At 68.3% G+C, this 17,883-nt stretch carries 16 protein-coding genes; 7 read left to right on the plus strand and 9 right to left on the minus strand.

Going from position 1 to position 17,883, the window contains the following annotated elements:
* Positions 1-53: 53 nt before the first annotated feature.
* From yjfF to WS57_RS16610, 4 genes are read right to left on the minus strand one after another with little or no spacing between them, the layout of a single operon-like run.
* Positions 54-1,142 carry a galactofuranose ABC transporter, permease protein YjfF gene (yjfF, locus tag WS57_RS16595; RefSeq protein WP_038454705.1) on the minus strand — a complete coding sequence of 363 codons (1,089 nt, stop codon included), beginning with the start codon at positions 1,140-1,142 and terminating at the stop codon, positions 54-56.
* On the minus strand, positions 1,139-2,179 hold the full coding sequence (locus WS57_RS16600) for an ABC transporter permease (protein WP_059516649.1): 1,041 nt from the start codon (positions 2,177-2,179) through the stop codon (positions 1,139-1,141). Before WS57_RS16600 ends, yjfF begins: the two co-directional genes overlap by 4 nt.
* Positions 2,176-3,690: a sugar ABC transporter ATP-binding protein gene (locus tag WS57_RS16605; RefSeq protein ID WP_059516647.1), complete on the minus strand. Its 1,515-nt coding sequence runs from the start codon at positions 3,688-3,690 to the stop codon at positions 2,176-2,178. The genes WS57_RS16600 and WS57_RS16605 overlap by 4 nt, the downstream gene beginning before the upstream one ends.
* A 57-nt stretch (positions 3,691-3,747) precedes the next feature.
* On the minus strand, positions 3,748-4,710 hold the full coding sequence (locus WS57_RS16610; RefSeq protein WP_009694716.1) for an ABC transporter substrate-binding protein: 963 nt from the start codon (positions 4,708-4,710) through the stop codon (positions 3,748-3,750).
* Positions 4,711-4,978: 268 nt separating this feature from the next.
* Here WS57_RS16610 and WS57_RS16615 point away from each other — a divergent pair, with 268 nt between their 5' ends.
* The gene (locus WS57_RS16615) at positions 4,979-5,293 is read left to right on the plus strand and encodes a hypothetical protein (RefSeq protein ID WP_009694717.1); all 315 of its coding nucleotides are present in this window, start codon (positions 4,979-4,981) and stop codon (positions 5,291-5,293) included.
* Positions 5,294-5,332: 39 nt separating this feature from the next.
* Complete coding sequence (locus WS57_RS16620; RefSeq protein WP_038454741.1) at positions 5,333-5,548, plus strand: DUF3820 family protein; 216 nt, start codon at positions 5,333-5,335, stop codon at positions 5,546-5,548.
* Between the two features lie 117 nt (positions 5,549-5,665).
* Here WS57_RS16620 and lpdA read toward each other — a convergent pair whose 3' ends face one another.
* Genes lpdA through WS57_RS16640 form a run of 4 tightly spaced genes read right to left on the minus strand, consistent with a single transcriptional unit; the run spans position 5,666 to position 10,689 of the window.
* Entirely contained in the window at positions 5,666-7,057 is a 1,392-nt protein-coding gene (gene lpdA, locus WS57_RS16625; protein WP_059516672.1) for a dihydrolipoyl dehydrogenase, read from the minus strand.
* Positions 7,058-7,062: 5 nt separating this feature from the next.
* Positions 7,063-8,412 carry a dihydrolipoamide acetyltransferase family protein gene (locus tag WS57_RS16630; protein WP_059516645.1) on the minus strand — a complete coding sequence of 450 codons (1,350 nt, stop codon included), beginning with the start codon at positions 8,410-8,412 and terminating at the stop codon, positions 7,063-7,065.
* A gap of 1 nt (position 8,413) precedes the next feature.
* Entirely contained in the window at positions 8,414-9,454 is a 1,041-nt protein-coding gene (locus WS57_RS16635) for an alpha-ketoacid dehydrogenase subunit beta (RefSeq protein ID WP_038454783.1), read from the minus strand.
* 2 nt (positions 9,455-9,456) lie between these two features.
* The gene (locus WS57_RS16640) at positions 9,457-10,689 is read right to left on the minus strand and encodes a 3-methyl-2-oxobutanoate dehydrogenase (2-methylpropanoyl-transferring) subunit alpha (RefSeq protein WP_009694724.1); all 1,233 of its coding nucleotides are present in this window, start codon (positions 10,687-10,689) and stop codon (positions 9,457-9,459) included.
* 491 nt (positions 10,690-11,180) lie between these two features.
* On the opposite strand from WS57_RS16640, the gene WS57_RS16645 reads away from it, so the two are divergent.
* The 4 genes from WS57_RS16645 (at position 11,181) to WS57_RS16660 (ending at position 16,052) form a co-directional block, all read left to right on the plus strand.
* On the plus strand, positions 11,181-11,666 hold the full coding sequence (locus WS57_RS16645; RefSeq protein WP_059602407.1) for a hypothetical protein: 486 nt from the start codon (positions 11,181-11,183) through the stop codon (positions 11,664-11,666).
* 245 nt (positions 11,667-11,911) lie between these two features.
* Complete coding sequence (locus WS57_RS16650) at positions 11,912-13,375, plus strand: PepSY-associated TM helix domain-containing protein (RefSeq protein ID WP_059602405.1); 1,464 nt, start codon at positions 11,912-11,914, stop codon at positions 13,373-13,375.
* Positions 13,376-13,451: 76 nt separating this feature from the next.
* A complete protein-coding gene (locus WS57_RS16655) occupies positions 13,452-13,772 on the plus strand; it encodes a DUF2946 family protein (RefSeq protein ID WP_230945519.1) in 321 nt (106 codons plus the stop codon).
* A 165-nt stretch (positions 13,773-13,937) separates the two neighbouring features.
* Positions 13,938-16,052: a TonB-dependent receptor family protein gene (locus tag WS57_RS16660; RefSeq protein WP_069244558.1), complete on the plus strand. Its 2,115-nt coding sequence runs from the start codon at positions 13,938-13,940 to the stop codon at positions 16,050-16,052.
* 20 nt (positions 16,053-16,072) lie between these two features.
* Here WS57_RS16660 and WS57_RS37120 read toward each other — a convergent pair whose 3' ends face one another.
* The gene (locus WS57_RS37120) at positions 16,073-16,600 is read right to left on the minus strand and encodes a hypothetical protein (RefSeq protein WP_155774319.1); all 528 of its coding nucleotides are present in this window, start codon (positions 16,598-16,600) and stop codon (positions 16,073-16,075) included.
* Here WS57_RS37120 and WS57_RS16665 point away from each other — a divergent pair.
* Entirely contained in the window at positions 16,599-17,882 is a 1,284-nt protein-coding gene (locus WS57_RS16665) for an MFS transporter (RefSeq protein WP_038454793.1), read from the plus strand. The genes WS57_RS37120 and WS57_RS16665 overlap by 2 nt on opposite strands.
* Position 17,883 lies beyond the last annotated feature (1 nt).

The raw sequence follows: 17,883 nt of genomic DNA on the forward strand, positions 1-17,883 counted from the left end.
CACCCGGGCCCGCGACAGACCCCGGTGCGGCCGGCGCCGTGCGAACTGCTGCGCTACGCGCGCCGCATCGTCGGGATCGGCGCCGCGTCCTCTTCGGGCGGCGCGTGCCGCGCCGGCGCGGTATCGTCCTTGCGCCGCTGCGCATCGAGCCCCGTGCCGCCCGTACGGCGCCGCGCGGCATGCCGCTCGATCACCCGCTGCAGCATGCAGAACACGCACAGCAGCGCGCCGATCACGATCCGCGTCCACCATGAACTCAGCGTGCCGTCGAACGTGATCAGCACCTGGATCGTGCCGAGGATGCCGACGCCGAATACCGAACCGATCACGTAACCCACGCCGCCCGTGAGCAGCGTGCCGCCGATCACGGTCGCGGCGATCGCGTCGAGCTCCATGCCCTGCGCCTGCAGCCCGTAACCCGACAGCACGTACAACGTGAACACCACGCCGCCGAGCGCCGAGCACAGCCCGCTCAGCGCGTAGACGCCGATCTTCGTGCGCGCGACCGGCAGCCCCATCAGCAGCGCCGAGCGCTCGTTACCGCCGATCGCATACACGTTGCGGCCGAAGCGCGTGAAATGCGCGACGTAGATCGCGGCGGCCAGCGTCGCGAGCGCGATCAGCGCGCCCGCGCTCAGCGTGCCGCCGCCGACCGGCACGCTGATGCCCGCGATCGCATGAAACGTCCGCTCGTTGATCGTGATCGACTGCGTCGTGATCAGGAAGCACGCGCCGCGCGCGAGAAACATCCCGGCCAGCGTGACGATGAACGGCTGCAGCCTGAAATAGTGGATCAGCGCGCCCATCGCGGCGCCGTACAGCGTGCCCAGCGCGAGCACCAGCGGCACGATCGCCCACACCGGCCAGTGCAGCCGCTCGGCGCCGACCGCGCACAGGATCGTCGTCAGCGCGACCACCGAGCCGACCGACAGGTCGATCCCGCCCGACACGATCACGAAGGTCATGCCGATCGCGACGATCAGCAGGAATGCGTTGTCGACGAGCAGCCCGGTGAGCACCTGCATCGAGAAGAAGCCCGTGTACATCACGGACCCGAAGCCGAACAGCGCGATGAACAGCGCGATCGTCACGACGATCGGCAGCGTGCGCGGGTCGGCGAGCCGGCCAAGGAATCGGGTCATCGTTGCATCGCTCCGGGAGTGGCGCGCGAACGCGCGGAAGGCAGCAGCTTCGACGCGAGCCGGACGACGGGCGCACGCGCCGCCTCCGACTGGATCAGCGTCACGACAATCACGACGATCGCCTTGACGACCAGCGTCGCCTCGGGCGGCACGCCGATCGAATAGGTCGTATAGGTCAGCGTCTGGATGATCAATGCGCCGAGCACGGAGCCGGCGAGGCTGAAGCGGCCGCCGAGCAGCGACGTGCCGCCGAGCGTCACCGCGAGGATCGCGTCGAGTTCGAGCAGCAGCCCCGCGTTGTTGCCGTCGGCGCTGCGCACGTTCGAGCTCGCGAGGATGCCGGCGAGCGCCGCCATCACGCCCGAACACAGATAGACGCCGAACACGACCGCACCCGAGCGCAGCCCGACGAGCCGCGTCGCGACCGGGTTCACGCCGATCGCGCGGATGAACAGTCCGAGCGCCGTGCGATTCACCAGCAGCGCGGTCGCGGCGATCGTCGCGAGCGCGATCCACACCGCGCATGGCACGGTCGCGAGATAGCCGCCGCCGAGCGCGAGGTAGGCAGGCGCGCCGATCGGGATGATCTGGCCGCCCGTCAGCAGCTGCGCGACGCCGCGGCCGGCCACCATCAGGATCAGCGTCGCGATGATCGGCTGCATCCCGACGAAGGCGACGAGCAGGCCGTTCCACGCGCCCGCGAGCAGCCCGACGCCGAGCGCGGCGGCAAGCGCCGCGCCGACCCGCGACGGATCCGCGTCGAGCACGATCGCCGCGGCCGCGCCGGCGATCGCGACGATCGCGCCAACCGAGATGTCGATCCCGCGCGTGGCGATCACGAGCGTCATCCCGAGCGACACGATCGCGAGCGGCGCCGCGCGGTTCAGGATGTCGATCGGCGCGCCGAACAGGTGGCCGTCGAGCAGCACGACCGACAGGAACGCGGGACGATGCACGACATCGAGCGCGAGCAGCAGCGCGAGCGTCAGCACCGGCCACGCAAGCGGATGACGAAACAGCGTGCGCAAGCGCATCATGACTGGCCTCCCGCGATCAAGCGGTACACCTGCTCCTCGGACGCATCGGCGCCGCTCAGTTCGGCGACCTTGCGCCGGTCGCGCAGCACCGCGATGCGGTGGCTCACGCGCACGACCTCGCCGATCTCCGACGAGATGAACAGGATCGCGAGCCCTTTCGCGCACAGCGCGAGCACGCGCTCCATGATGTCGAATTTCGCGGCGACGTCGATGCCGCGCGTCGGTTCGTCGAGAATCAGCAGCTTCGGGTCCGTCGCGAGCCAGCGCGCGAGCAGCACCTTCTGCTGGTTGCCGCCCGACAGCAGCCCGATCGGCTGCTCCGCGTCGCGCGCCTTGATGCCGAGCCGCGCGATGTAGGAATCGGCGATCTCGCGCTGGCGCGCGCGCCCGATCAGCCGCCACCAGCCGCGCCGCGCCTGCAGCGCGAGGACGATGTTCTCGCGGATCGACAGCGCGGCGACGATGCCCTCCTTCTTGCGATCCTCCGGGCAATACGCGATCCCGTGCCGGACCGCGTCGTGCGGGGATGTCAGCCGCGCGCGCGCGCCGCCGATCTCGATCGCACCGGTATCCGGACGCGCCGCGGCGAACGCGAGCTGCGCGGTTTCGGTGCGGCCCGAGCCGAGCAGCCCGGCCAGCCCGACGATTTCGCCGGGCCGCACGTCGAGATCGAGCGGGCTCATCATCCCGCGCCGGCCGACGCCCTGCATCGACAGGAACGGCGCGGCTGCACCGGTCGTCTGCCCGGCCGCGGCGGCGCCCGCCTGCAGCGTGTCGGACATCTGCTCGCGGCCCGTCATCTTCGCGACCAGTGCATCGACCGGCAGGTCGCGCGCCAGGTACTCGCCTTCGCGCTCGCCGTTGCGCATCACGGTGATCCGGTCGGACACCGCATAGGTCTGCTCCAGGAAGTGCGTGACGAACAGGATCGCGATGCCCGATGCCTTGAGCCGGCGCAGCACGTCGAACAGTCGCGCGACTTCGCCGTCGTCGAGGCTCGAGGTCGGCTCGTCGAGGATCAGCACGCGCGCGTCGACGGACACGGCGCGCGCGATCGCGACCATCTGCTGCACGGCGATCGGATACGCGTCGAGCGAGCGCGTGACGTCGAGCGACAGGTCGAGCTCGGCCAGCGCGGCACGCGCCCGCGCATGGATCGCGTTCCAGTCGATCGCGCCGCGCCGCATCGGCTGCCGTCCCGCAAAGATGTTCTCCGCGACCGACAGGTTCGCGCACAGATTGACTTCCTGGTAGAGCGTCTGGATCCCGGCCGCCTCGGCTTCGCGCGGCGCCGCGAAGCGCACGGGCGCGCCGCCGACGCGGATCTCGCCCGCGTCGTGCGCATGCACGCCGGTGAGCACGTTGATCAGCGTCGACTTGCCGGCGCCGTTCTGGCCCATCAGCGCATGGATTTCGCCCGGATACAGCCGGAAGTCGACGCGCCGCAGCGCGCTGACACCCGGAAATGCCTTGTCGATGCCGATCATCTCGACCACCGGCGGATTCGTCATGAACGCTCCCTCGAAGCGGTTGCGATCCGGGCGGCGCCCTGCCGCCCGTGCGCGATCTCAGTATTTGCGGGTCGGCAGCACCTGCGCGGCGACGCTCATCGGGAACACGGTTTCGTTCGTCACGATCCGCTTGGGCAGCGACTTGCCGGCGACGACGTCCTTCACCGCGCTCATCAGCTGCGGCCCGAGCAGCGGGCTGCATTCGACGTCGACGTTGATCTTGCCGGCGATCATCGCCTGGAAGCCGCCCTTCGTCGCATCGAACGACACCACGCTCACGTCCTTGCCCGGCTTGATCCCGGCCTCCTCCATCGCCTGGATCGCGCCGAGCGCCATGTCGTCGTTGTGCGCGTAGACGACGTTGATCTGCTTGCCGTAGGTCTTCGCGAACGCTTCCATCACCTGCTTGCCGCCGGCGAGCGTGAAGTCGCCGCTCTGCGACGCGATCACCTTGAATTTCGGGTTGTTCCTGATCACTTCGAGCAGGCCCGCGCGACGATCGTTGGCCGGCGCCGAGCCGACCGTGCCCTGCAACTCGACGATGTTGATCGGACCCGCGTCGTTCTTGTAGCGCTCTTCGAGCCAGTGGCCGGCGCGGCGTCCTTCCTCGAGGAAGTCGGAACCGATCATCGTCACGTACAGCGACGGATCCTTCACGTCGACCGCGCGATCGGTCAGGATCACCGGGATGTGCGCGGCCTTCGCCTCGGTCAGCACCGGCTCCCAGCCCGATTCGACGACCGGCGAAAACGCGATCACGTCGACCTTCTGCGCGATGAACGAGCGGATCGCGCGAATCTGGTTTTCCTGTTTCTGCTGCGCGTCCGAGAACTTCAGGTTGATGCCGGCGTCCTTCGCCGCGCTCTTCACCGACACGGTGTTCGCGGTGCGCCATGCGCTCTCCGCGCCGACCTGCGAAAACCCGAGCGTGATCGGCTTTTGCTGCGCGTACGCGCCCACCGCGTAGGTCGTCGCCGCGGCGACGAGCGCACCGGCCGCCAGCTTCCTGAAAAATGTCATGGTTCGTCTCCGATGATGTCGTTGTGTGCCGCGGCGCTGTTCTGTTTCTGCGTGGCGCGAACGCGGCGCGGAGCTGCGCCGGTCCGTCCGGTCGATGCGCCCCGGATCAGTCTAGGAACAAGTCCGATAACCTTCCAATGAAATTTTGGATTGAAGCGATATTGGAATCGGCATACGTATAAACACCTAAGTGAGGATGGGTGCGGGCGCGGGCGAGCGTAGCCGCCGGGCGACGCTACAATATCGCCCCTTCTGTCGGGAGACGAAAATGTCCTGGTTCGTATACGAAGTACCCGAATACCACGAAGACGCTCCGCGCATCGAGCCCTTCAGCGACCTGCGTAGTCGTGTGCTGAAAGTCAGCGGCCAGGCCATGGCCGACGAACTGGAAAGCGTTCGCGAGAACGCCGCGGCGACCGCGGACACGCCCGAGCGCCCGCTGCGCACGCCGGAAAATCCGCATGTCTTTCCGATTCCTTACGCCGACTCCATGATCCTGGTCGGCTTCATCTTCGATCTGAAACGCGAGTTCCGGCAGCTGGTCGTATCGCCCGTGGAAATGCCCTGGCTCAAAGACGCGTAACGCGCACGCAGGAACGGACATCCGTGCACAATAGTCGCCATGCAAGCGCCAGACCTTGAACGCCTCGTCAGCATGACCATGCCCTTCGGCAAATACAAGGGGCGGCTCATTGCCGATCTCCCCGGGAATTACCTGAACTGGATGGCTCGCGAAGGATTTCCGCGCGGCGAAATCGGTCGGTTGCTCGCGTTGATGCACGAGATTGACCATAACGGCCTGAAGGGGCTGCTCGAGCCGCTGCGCAAACGCGGATAGAAGCGGTCGGGCGTGTGTCGCTGATCGCCATCGGCGACACACGCCCCACTCGGGTTCGGCGGCGATCACCGCGGCTTCAACGCAGACAGCGCGCTCCCGCCGACCGAACCCGCTGCCTCAAATATGCAAAGCCGCGCCAAGCGCGCGCAGCGCCGCCTCCTGCATCGCTTCACCGAGCGTCGGATGCGCGTGGATCGTGCCGCCGACATCCTCGAGCCGCGCGCCCATCTCGATCGACTGCGAGAACGCCGCAGCCAGCTCCGACACGCCGCGCCCGACCGCCTGCCAGCCGACGATCAGATGCGTGTCGCGCCGCGCGACGACGCGCACGAAACCGTCGGTCGCCTGCAGCGTCATCGCGCGTCCGTTCGCCGCCAGCGGGAACGATGCGCTGAGGCAGTCGACGCCGGCCGCCTTCGCGTCGTCGGGCGACCAGCCCGACGTGACGACCTCCGGATCGGTGAAGCACACGGCCGGGATCGACGCGGGCGTGAACCTGCGGCGACGTCCGGCGATCAGCTCGGCCACCATCTCGCCCTGCGCCATCGCGCGATGCGCGAGCATCGGCTCGCCGGCGACGTCGCCGATCGCCCACACGTTGCGCATCGACGTCCTGCACGCGTCGTCGATGCGCAATGCGCGGCCGTTGCGGTCGAGCGGCAGCGACTCGAGCCCGAAGCCGTCGACCCGCGGTCGGCGGCCGACCGCGACCAGCACGCGATCGGCCGGCAGCGTCCGTTCCGCGCCGTCGGGCGCCTGCACGCGCACCGCACCGTCGTTCGCGAGCCCGAGCACCTTGTGGCCGAGCCACATTCCGACGCCGAGCCGCGCGAGCGAATCGGCGACCGGCTTCGCGAGTTCGGCGTCATACGCGGGCAGCACACGCGGCGCGGCCTCGACGATGCCGACCTCGACGCCGAGCTTGCGATAGGCGGTCCCGAGTTCGAGCCCGATGTAGCCGGCGCCGACGACGAGCAGCCGCTTCGGCAGCGACGCGGGCGACAGCGCTTCGGTCGACGACACGACATGCCCGCCGAACGGCATCGAGGGCAGCTCGACCGGCTCCGAACCCGTCGCGAGCAGCAGATGCTCGCAGGCGATCCGCGTGGTGTCGTCGCCCGCCGCGACTTCGATCGTCTTGCCGTCGATCACGCGCGCGTCGCCATGCAGCACGCGCACGCCGTGCTTCTTCAGCAGCGCGCCGACGCCGCGCGTGAGCCGCTCGACGATGCCGTCCTTCCATGCGACGCTCTTCGCGATGTCGATCTCCGGCGTGCGCACGCGAATCCCGAGCAGCCCTTCTCCGGCCTGTCCGCACGCCTGCTCGAACGCGTCGGCGACATGGATCAGCGCCTTCGACGGAATGCAGCCGATGTTCAGGCAGGTGCCCCCAAGCCGTTCGCGTTCGACGAGCACCGTCGGAATGCCGAGCTGGCCCGCGCGAATCGCGGCGACGTAACCGCCCGGACCGCCGCCGATCACGAGCAGCGTGGTGTGTTCGTTCTTCATCGCGCTCACTCCACGAACAACAGCGCCGGGCGCTCGAGCAGGCCGCGCACCGCCTGGATGAATTCGGCGGCGTCCGCGCCGTCGACGACGCGATGATCGAACGACGACGACAGGTTCATCATCTTGCGTGCGACGATCGCGCCATCGCGGATCATCGGCCGCTCGACGATCCGGTTCACGCCGACGATGCCAACCTCGGGATGGTTGATGACGGGTGTCGACACGATCCCGCCAAGCGCGCCGAGGCTCGAAATCGTGATCGTCGAACCGCTGAGCTCGTCGCGCTGCGCGCGATTGGCGCGCACCGCGTCGGCCAGCCGCGCGATTTCCGCCGAGATCGACCACACGTCGCGCGCTTCCGCATGACGCAGCACCGGCACGGTCAGACCGCCATCCGTTTGCGTCGCGACCCCGACGTGCACCGCGCCGTAATGCGTGACGACGCCCGCTTCGTCGTCGTAGCGCGCATTGATCTGCGGAAAGTCGCGCAGCGCGATCACCATCGCGCGAATCAGCAGCGGCAGCGGCGTCAGCCGGCCGCGCGTGTCGCCATGGCGACGATTCAGCTCGGTGCGCAGCGCTTCGAGCTCGGTGACGTCGATTTCCTCGACATAGCTGAAGTGCGGAATGCGGCGCTTCGCCTCCTGCATCTTGCGCGCGATCGCACGGCGCAGGCCGATCACCGGCACTTCCGTTTCGTCGTTGCGTTCGTCGTAGCCGTGCGCCGGCGACGGTCGTGCGGCAGCGCCCGCCGTGCGCGCATACGCGTCGAGATCGGCATGCAGGATGCGCCCGGCTTCACCGGTGCCGCGCACGTAGCGCAATTCGATGCCCATGTCCCACGCGCGCTGGCGTACCGCCGGCGACGCGAGCGGCCGTTCGCCGGGCTCGAGCGCCGCGCGCGGCGTCGGCACCGCGTGCTCCGCATGCCGATGCTCGGCCGGCGCGTGCTTCTCGACATGATGGGCGGACTTCGACGACCGGGGCGCAGCGGATGCGGCGGATGTCGCGGATGCTTCGGACGATCCGGCATGCGCGTCGTCGCCTTTCGCACGCGGCGACGCAGCCGCATCCTTGTCGCGCCCTTTCGCGCCCGGCTTCAGATTGCCCTCGCCTTCGACTTCGAGACGGATCAGCTCGCTGCCGACCGCCATCATCTCGCCGATCCGTCCGCCGAGTTCGAGCACCTTGCCCGCGACCGGGGACGGAATCTCCACCGCCGCCTTGTCGGTCATCACGTCGGCGAGCGGCTGGTCTTCCGTGATCGTCTGTCCGACTTCCACATGCCAGGCCACCAGTTCGACCTCGGCGATCCCTTCGCCGATATCCGGCATCTTGATCACATGAATGCCCATCTCACGCCTCCATCACGCGTCGCAGCGCGTCGCCAACCCGGGCCGGCCCCGGAAAATACGCCCATTCCTGCGCGTGCGGATACGGCGTGTCCCACCCCGTGGTGCGCTCTATCGGCGCCTCCAGGTGGTAGAAGCAGTGCTCCTGGACGAGCGACACCAGTTCCGCGCCGTAGCCGCAGGTACGCGTCGCTTCGTGCACCACCACGCAGCGGCCCGTCTTGCGCACCGACGCGACGATCGTGTCGAGATCGACCGGCCACAGCGTGCGCAGGTCGATCACCTCCGCGTCGATGCCGGTCTCGTCGGCGGCGGCGAGCGACACGTGCACGGTCGTGCCGTAGGTCAGCACCGTCACGTCGTTGCCGGGCCGCACCACGGCGGCCGTATCGAGCGGCACCGTGTAATAGCCTTCCGGCACCGCGCTGCCCGGATGCTTGAGCCACGACGTCACCGGCCGCTCGTGATGGCCGTCGAACGGCCCGTTGTACAGCCGTTTCGGCTCGAGGAAGATCACCGGATCGTCGTTCTCGATCGACGCGATCAACAGCCCTTTCGCGTCATACGGATTCGACGGCATCACGGTGCGCAATCCGCAGACCTGCGTGAACATCGCCTCCGGACTCTGGCTGTGCGTCTGGCCGCCGTAGATGCCGCCGCCGCACGGCATCCGGATCGTCATCGGCGCGGTGAACTGCCCCGCCGAGCGATAGCGCAGCCGCGCGCCTTCCGACACGATCTGGTCGGATGCCGGATAGAAGTAGTCCGCGAACTGGATCTCGCAGACCGGACGCAGCCCGTAAGCCCCCATCCCGACCGCCGCGCCGACGATCCCGCCTTCCGAGATCGGCGCGTCGAATACGCGCGACTTGCCGTACTTGGCCTGCAATCCTTCGGTGCAGCGGAACACGCCGCCGAAGTAGCCGACGTCCTGCCCGAACACGACCACGTCGCTGTCGCGCCCGAGCATCACGTCCATCGCGGAGCGCAGCGCCTGGATCATCGTCATCGGCTGCGTGGCCGACCCTGTCTCGTGTTGCGCCATGATCACGCTCCCAGTTCCTGGCGCTGACGGCGCAGGTGCGCGGGCAGCTCCTTGTAGACATCGTCGAACATCGACGCCGGCGACGGAATCCGGTCGTCGGCCAGCGTCCCGTACTTCTCGGCTTCCTTCTGCGCCGCGATCACCTCGGCCTCGAGATCGGCCGTGAGCGCATCATGCGCGGCGTCCGACCAGATGCCTTTCGCGATCAGGTGGCGCTTGAAGCGCGCGATCGGGTCGCCGAGCGGGAAATGGCTCCAGTCGTCGCCCGGCCGGTACTTGCTCGGGTCGTCCGAGGTCGAATGCGGGCCCGCGCGGTAGGTCACCCACTCGATCAGCGTCGGGCCGAGATTGCGGCGCGCGCGTTCGGCCGCCCAGCTCGACGCCGCGTAGATCGCGAGGAAGTCGTTGCCGTCCACGCGCAGCGACGCGATTCCGCAGCCGACGCCGCGGCCCGCGAAGGTCGTGCCTTCGCCGCCCGCGATCGCCTGGAACGTCGAGATCGCCCATTGGTTGTTGACTACGTTCAGCACGACCGGCGCGCGGTACACGTGCGCGAACGTGAGCGCGGTGTGAAAGTCGGCCTCGGCCGTCGCGCCGTCGCCGATCCATGCGGACGCGATCTTCGTGTCGCCCTTGATCGCCGACGCCATTGCCCAGCCGACCGCCTGGATGAACTGCGTCGCGAGATTGCCGGAGATGGAGAAGAAGCCCGCTTCGCGATCCGAGTACATCACCGGAAGCTGGCGCCCCTTGAGCGGATCGCCTTCGTTCGACATCAGCTGACAAATCATCCGTTCGAGCGGCACGTCGCGCGCGATCAGGATGCTCTGCTGCCGGTAGGTCGGAAAACACATGTCGCCGTCGCGCAGCGCCATCGCGTGCGCGGTGCCGATCGCCTCTTCGCCGAGGCTCAGCATGTAGAAGGAAATCTTTTTCTGGCGCTGCGCGATCATCATGCGCGCGTCGAAGATGCGGGTCTTGAGCATCGCGCGCAGGCCGGCGATCAGCCGCGCGTCGTCGAGGTCCGGCGCCCACGGGCCGACGGCCCTGCCGTCGTCGTCGAGCACGCGCACGAGGCTGCGGGCGAGATCGGCGGTGTCCGCCGCGGCAACGTCGATGGGCGGGCGGCGCACCGCGCCGGCCGGCGATAGATGCAGATAGGAAAAGTCCGTCTTGCAGCCCGGGCGCCCGGTGGGCTCCGGCACATGCAGACGCAATGGCTCTGACAGGCTCATCGTGTCGTCTCCACGCTCGATTGTGTCTCACGCTGATGGGAACGCGCGGCCGGTTGCCGGCCTGCGCGCGGGCTGGCGCACGGATAAGCACGCCAACCTGACGAATTTATGGAATGCCGGGGCGGCCGTCGATGACCAAGCCGCTCGATCTCGATGAGCATATTTGCCATGTGCAGTGCCGCATGGGACGTGTCGTGCGCGCACATCGGCATACGCGCGGAATCGCGAGCCTCGCGCCCGACCGATTTCGCGGCGTTCGGCTTGCGTGCGGGCAGCGGGCGCGTCGTGGTAGTTCAAAACGGCCTTGAATGTCGGCTTTTTGTAATATTTCGCGTATTCCGCCCAACCGGGTATCCATCCCCCTCCCCGCATGCGTCGCTTCCGCAAACCCGCGGATCGCCCACCCTATCCACGCATATCGATGCCGGCATCCCGACCATCAAGCGCGCCGGATCGAGGGACGATATCGATTCGATGTACAATCGCGCGCCATGAACACACTTCGCCGCTTCCTGCTCGGACAAGGCGTCGCGCGACAGCTTCTGTGGGGCTTCATCCTCGTGACGCTGCTGTCCCGCGCGCTGATGTCGGGCGCCGTGATGCTCGATCCGGACGGTCAGGATGCGGGCTCGGTGGTGCTGTGTTCGGGTCGCGGCCCGCTGATCGTCAGCGTGGCCGGGTTGGCGGCCCGCTTCGATACGAGCGCGCCGGTCACGCCGGCCAACGACGCGCTGGCGCTCGTCGATGCGCTCAGGCATGACGCGCATGCCGACAAATCCCCGCCGTCCGGAAGCGGCGACAGCCTGTGCGCATTCGGCGCCGCGCTGTTCACGGCGCTGGCGTCGTTTGTAGCGCTGGTGCTGCTGTTTCCCGCTGCAGTGCGGCAGCAGTTCCGGGCTCGCTTCGACAATCTTCCATTCGTGCGATCGATCTTCGACGATCGCCCCCCTTCGCGCGCCCCGCCTGCGTTCTGCTGAACGTTTCTCCCGATGATTCGTGTACGCGACGTGCACGCGTCGTCGCCACTCCGTTCGTTTCGCACGACCTGAATCACGCGTTCCATCCGTAGCCCGCATCGCGCGGGCGACGCAGCGCTGCGCATCGTTTGCGCCTGACGCCGCGCCGTCCGTTGCGCCGATGCGCGCCGTCCGGGTGTGACGCACGTCGACGGCAGCCGGCTTGCGCCGGTCCTGCCGTTCGACGCGCACCAGGAGCTGACACCATGTCGACTACCGTCGAGCAGGCAGCCTCGCCTGCCCGTTCCGCGAGCGCCGGTTACCGGACGCTCTGGCGCTGGCATTTCTATGCCGGCCTGTTCGTGATGCCGTTTCTCGTGATCCTCGCGATCACCGGAACGCTCTACTGCTTTCAACCGCAGATCGAGCCGCTGCTGTATCCGCACCGGCTCGTCGTCGAGCCGCGCGACACGCCGCGGCTCGATGCCGACACGCTGCTCGCGAAGGCGCGCGCGGCGATGCCGGCCGGCGCGACGCCGGTATCCGTGCAGGTGCCCACGGCGCCGGACCGCAGCGCCGAATACGTGTTTCGCATGCCCGACGGCAGCCGCGAGAGCGTCTACGTGAACCCGTACGACGGCAGCGTGCTCGGCACGCTGAGCGTCGAGCGCCGCTTCATGCAGGTCGACCGGATGCTGCATCGCAAGCTGTTGCTCGGCAAGACGGGCGAACTGCTGATGGAGCTTGCCGCATGCTGGACCCTCGTGATGATCGGCACCGGCATCGCGCTCTGGTGGCCGCGCGGCAGCGCGCGCATCGGCCGCGCGCTGCGCCCCGACCTGTCGCTGCGCGGCCGGCCGTTATGGAAGAGCGTGCACGCGACGGCCGGCATCTGGCTCGCCGCCGGCACGGTGGCGTTCATCCTGACGGGGCTGCCGTGGTCGGGCTCGTGGGGCAAGAACTTCAAGGCGCTTGCCGCGACCGTGAACCTCGGCGCGCCGGAAGGCGCGTGGGGCGGCGCATCGGTGCGCTCGACGCGTGCGGGCGCACCAGCGCAGCCCGCGGCTGCGCAGCCGCCCGCGCACGGCGGCCATCATCATGAAGCGGGCGAGTCGATGCCGGGGATGGTGATGGACGACCTGCCGCTGCCGCAAACGCCGTGGGCGGTCGGCAACGTACCCGTCCCGCATTCGCCGTCGGCCCCGACGCCGGCGCCGTTATCGGTCGATCGCGCGATCGCGATCGTCGCGGGGCTGGGCGTGACGAACGGCTACACGCTCGCGCTGCCGTCCGGACCGGACGGCGTGTTCACCGCATCGTATTTCCCCGCCGACCCGAAGGCGGAACGCACGATCTATCTCGACCAGTACAGCGGCGCGGTACTGAAGGACATCGGCTACGCCGACTACGGCGCCGTCTCGCGCGCCGTGTCGTACGGCACGTCGCTGCATATGGGCCGCTACTTCGGGCTCGCGAACCAGCTCCTCTGCGCGGTGCTGTCGCTCGGCCTGGCCGCGATGGCGGTAACGGGCACCGTGATGTGGTGGAAGCGCCGCCCGGCCGGCAAGCTGGGCGCGCCGTCGCGCGAGCGCGGCGCGCCGCCGATGCGCGGCTGGATCGCCGCGCTCGTGCTGCTCGGCATCGTGTTCCCGCTGATGGGGCTCACGATCGTCGCGGTCTGGCTCGTCGATCGTCTGTTGTTCGGTCGTGCGGCGCGCGCGGCAGCCTGATTCGCTTCGCGCCGGCGCATCGCAAACGCCGACGCGCCGCGCCCGGGCCACCGCGTGGCTCGGGCTGTTCGCACTCGTGCTGGCGCTCGTCGCGCCGCTGATCTCGCAACTGCGCGCGAGCGCGATCGACCCGCATGCGCCGTTCGCGGCAATCTGCTCGGCGAGCGGCAACCCGTTTGCCGCGCACCCGGAACCGCATGCGCCGTCCGGCACGCATGTCGACCGCTGCGGCTATTGCGGCCTGCTTGCCGGCCATCCGCCGCTGCAATATGCGGTGTCCTTCTGCGCGTCGCCGGCCGTGCGGCACGCGCCGCCCGAACTGCCCGTCCCTTCCGCCCATCGCCCGGCGAAGCGCTATGCGCTTGCCGCGCGCGGGCCGCCTGCCGCGCGCGCCTGACGTATCTCGCGAACGAGCCGACGCGACCGTGCGCGGCCGTCCGCGCCGATTGCCTGCCATGCCGACGACCGATGCCGGGCCCGCGCGCGACCGCGTGCGGCGCACGGCTGTCGGCCGTGTGCGCATCGCTTGCGTTCCGCATTCACCATAACGACATACAACGACATGTTTCCCTTGACTCGCATTGTCCTCGCGCTGTCCGGCGCGATCTCCGTTCTGTCCGCATCGACCGCGTGCGCGCAGAGCGCCGCCGCGTCCGCCGATGCGCCGGCCGCATCGACGCTGCCCGCGATCACGGTCAACGCGACCCGCACGGCGGATTCGCTGACGTCGAAATCGACCGGGGACCTGAAGCGCACGCTCGACCGGACGGTCGGCTCGGTCGGTTTCGTCGACGCCGACAGCTACCGGAACACCTACGCATTCACGTTGCGCGACGTGCTGAAGGACGTGCCGGGCGTGTTCGTCGAGAACCGCTACGGGCAGGAGCTGCGGCTGTCGATCCGCGGGTCGGGGATTGCGCGCGCCTATCACACGCGCGGCCTCGAGATCCTGCAGGACGGCATCCCGACCAACCTCGCGGACGGCAGCGGCGACTACTACCAGATCGACCCGCTCGCGCTGCAGGCGGTCGAGGTCTACAAGGGCGGCAACGGCCTCGCGTACGGTGCGTCGACGCTCGGCGGCGCGATCGACTTCATCACGCCGACCGCCTATACGGCCGACGCGCCGAACATCGTGCGCGTGGAAGGCGGCAGCTACGGCACGCTCCGGACGAGCGCGCAGGTATCGCGCGTGATCGGCCCGCTCGACTTCCTCGCGAACTTCAGCGTCAACCACGCGGACGGCTATCGCGATCATTCGAAAGGCCAGTACGAGCAGTTCAATGCAAACGTCGGCTACCGTTTCAGCCCGACGGTCGAGACGCGTTTCTATGTCGGCGTCTACGTGGTCGACCAGTTGCTGCCCGGCACGCTGTCGCTGTCCGACGCGCTGAACAATCCGACCAAGGCGGCGCCGAACGCGGTGTCGGGCGACCAGGCGCGCAACACGCGCACCGAGCGGATCGCCAACCGCACGACGATCAGGCTCGATTCGGGCGAGCTGCAGTTCGACACGTGGGCGATACACAAGAGCCTCTATCACCCGATCTTCCAGGCGCTCGACCAGGACGGCTGGACCTACGGCTTCGCGCCGCGCTATACGGGACGCCTGACCGTCGGCGGGATGCGCGACGACCTGATCGTCGGCGCGCGCTTCTTCGGCGGGCGCACGCAGGCAAGGCAGTACTACAACGTCAACGGCAACAAGGGCGCGCAAACGCTCGACTCGACGCAGACCGCGTTCAACTACGAGGCCTATGTCGAGAACCGGCTGTTCTTCCTGCCGACCGTCGCGCTGATGACGGGCGTCAAGGCGCTGCACTCGGTGCGCGAATACATCGATTACGGCGGGCTGCCGGGCGACGCGCGCTACAAGTCCACCAACGCGAGCTACAGCGGGGTCAACCCGAAGCTCGGGCTGATGTGGCAGCCGGATGCGAACACGCAGGCGTACGTCGACATCACGCGCAGCCAGGACGTGCCCGACTTCACCGACCTGACGCAGACCTTCTCGGGGACGACGCGCTTCACGCCGCTCGCGGCGCAGCACGCGTGGACGCTCGAGTTCGGCACGCGCGGCTCGCGCGACCGCGTGAGCTGGGACGTCACCGCGTATCGCTCGCTGGTGCGCGACCAGCTGCTGCAATACACGACGAATCCCGATATCCCGGCCTCGACGTTCAACGCGAACAAGACGGTGCTGCAGGGCATCGAGGCCGGCGCGACGGTCGAGCTGCTTCGCAACGTCACGGGCCGCGGCGTCGGCGACCGGATCACGCTGTCGGGCATCTGGAACCTGAACGACTTCCGCTTCAGGAACGACCCGCAGTACGGCAACAACCGCATCGCAGGCGTGCCGCTCAACGTGCTGCGCGCGACGCTCGGCTATGTGCGGCCGAGCGGCTTCCATATCGCGGCGACGCTGGACTGGGTGCCGTCGGGTGCGTGGGCCGACGACGCGAACACGCTGCGCGTGCCGAGCTACGCGCTGCTCGGCCTGCAGACCGGCTACGACTTCCGCAACGGACTGTCGGTGTTCGTCGACGCGCGCAACCTGACCGACAAGCGTTACGTGAGCGACATCAGCACGGTCGCGAACGCGCGCACCGCGAATACCGCGATCTTCTATCCGGGCGAAGGGCGCAGCGTCTTTGCGGGCATGCGGTACGCGTTCTGACGGCGCGCGTGCGGCGCTCGTCAGCCGGTGTGACGAGCGGGTGACGAGCGCCGCATTGCCGGTTCGTTCCGACGAACGCGTCGTCGAATCTGCGGCTGCTCGACCAAGCGTGCGCCACGTATGACGATTCGAACGTGATGAATGGCGTGCGCGCTCTGTTCGAATCCGCGCCGCCATACCCGTCCCGAGTCAGGCTGGATTCGAGCCGCGCGAATCCCCGCTTCGAAAAATCTCAATTGGTTTGCCCGGGACATGCTCTTACGCTGTTCCTCACGCATTGCCGACACCCGCCGCAATGCCGGCTCGTTCACCTGTGCTCCACCGGGCAGTGCTTGCCGTTCGGAATCGCCGAACCACAGCCAGGGATCGCACCGATGCAGGCGCCACCACGCGAGTTCGTCCGAACTCGACGCATTTCCATAAAAGAACCATCCGAGTGTGCTGGCGGCCATCCCGTCGAGCACCCGCTGTTTCGCAGGCAAGCCGCGCGTGGACGCCATCGTGATGCGCGTGGAAATACATAGACAAAAAAGGTAAGGAGACGACATGAATCACGCAGGACCGCCGGCCAGAAGCCCGCTTTTCGTAGTCTTTCTCTGTTTTCTGACCATCGTGGCGGACGGCTACGACCTCATCGTGTACGGCGCAACCGTCCCGCGTCTGCTGGACGAGCCCGGCTGGAACCTGAGCCCCGCCGCTGCCGGCATGATCGGCAGCTGGACCCTCGTCGGCCTGATGGTCGGGCTCGCGGCGGCAGGGCCGCTGACCGACCGCATCGGACGCCGCCGCCTGCTGATGACGGGCGTGCTGTGGTTCTCGATCGGCACCGTCCTCTGCGCGGTCGCGACTTCGCCGACATTCCTCGGCGTCGCCCGCTTCATCGCCGGCATCGGCATGGGCGGCGTGGTGCCGTCCGCCGTGGCGCTGTCGGTCGAATACGCGCCCAAGCCGCGCCGGCAGCTCTACAACGCGCTTACGCTGACCGGCTACTCGGTTGGCGGCATCCTGTGCGCGCTGCTCGCCATCGCGCTGCTTCACGAGCACGGCTGGCGCACGCTGTACGCGCTCGGCGGTTTCTATGCGTTGATCCTGCCCGTGATGTACTTCCGTCTTCCCGAGTCGGCGGACTTCCTGATCGATCGCGGCCGCGTCGACGAAGCGCGGGCGCTCGCGGCACGCTACGCGCTCGATTTCGAGCAGATCCTGCACGACAAGCAGGCGCAGCGCGCCTCGCACGGCGATACGCCGGCAAGCGGCTACCGTCAGGTGCTGTCGCGCGAGTTCCGCACCACCGCGCTGCTGCTCGCGCTGATGGCGTTTTGCGTGCAGCTGATCATCTACGGGCTCAACGCATGGCTGCCGCAGCTGATGCGAAAGGCCGGCTATCCGCTCGGCTCGTCGCTGGAGTTTCTGCTGGTGATGCAGTGCGGCGCCGTCGCGGGGATGCTCGGCGGCGCGTGGCTGGCCGATCGTGTCGGAACCAAGCGCGTGATGTTTCCGTTTCTCGTCATCGGCGGACTGTCGCTGATCGCGCTGAGCCAGAAGTTCGGCTCCGCCTGGCTGATGCTGGCCGTGTTCGGTGCCGGGCTCGGCTCGATCGGCACCAGCAGCCTGATCTACGGTTATATCGCCGCGCACTTCCCGGTGTCATGCCGCGGCTCCGCGCTCGGCGGCGCGCAGGCGGTCGGGCGCTTCGGCTCGGTCCTGGGGCCGATGATCGGCGGCTGGATCGTCGGCGCCGACCTCGCGATGCACTGGAACTTCTATGCCTTCGCGATTCCGGCCGTCGTCGCGGCGATCTTCGTGCCGTTGATTCCGAAATCCGAATAAG

This window comes from Burkholderia pseudomultivorans (assembly GCF_001718415.1).
Classification (GTDB): domain Bacteria; phylum Pseudomonadota; class Gammaproteobacteria; order Burkholderiales; family Burkholderiaceae; genus Burkholderia; species Burkholderia pseudomultivorans_A.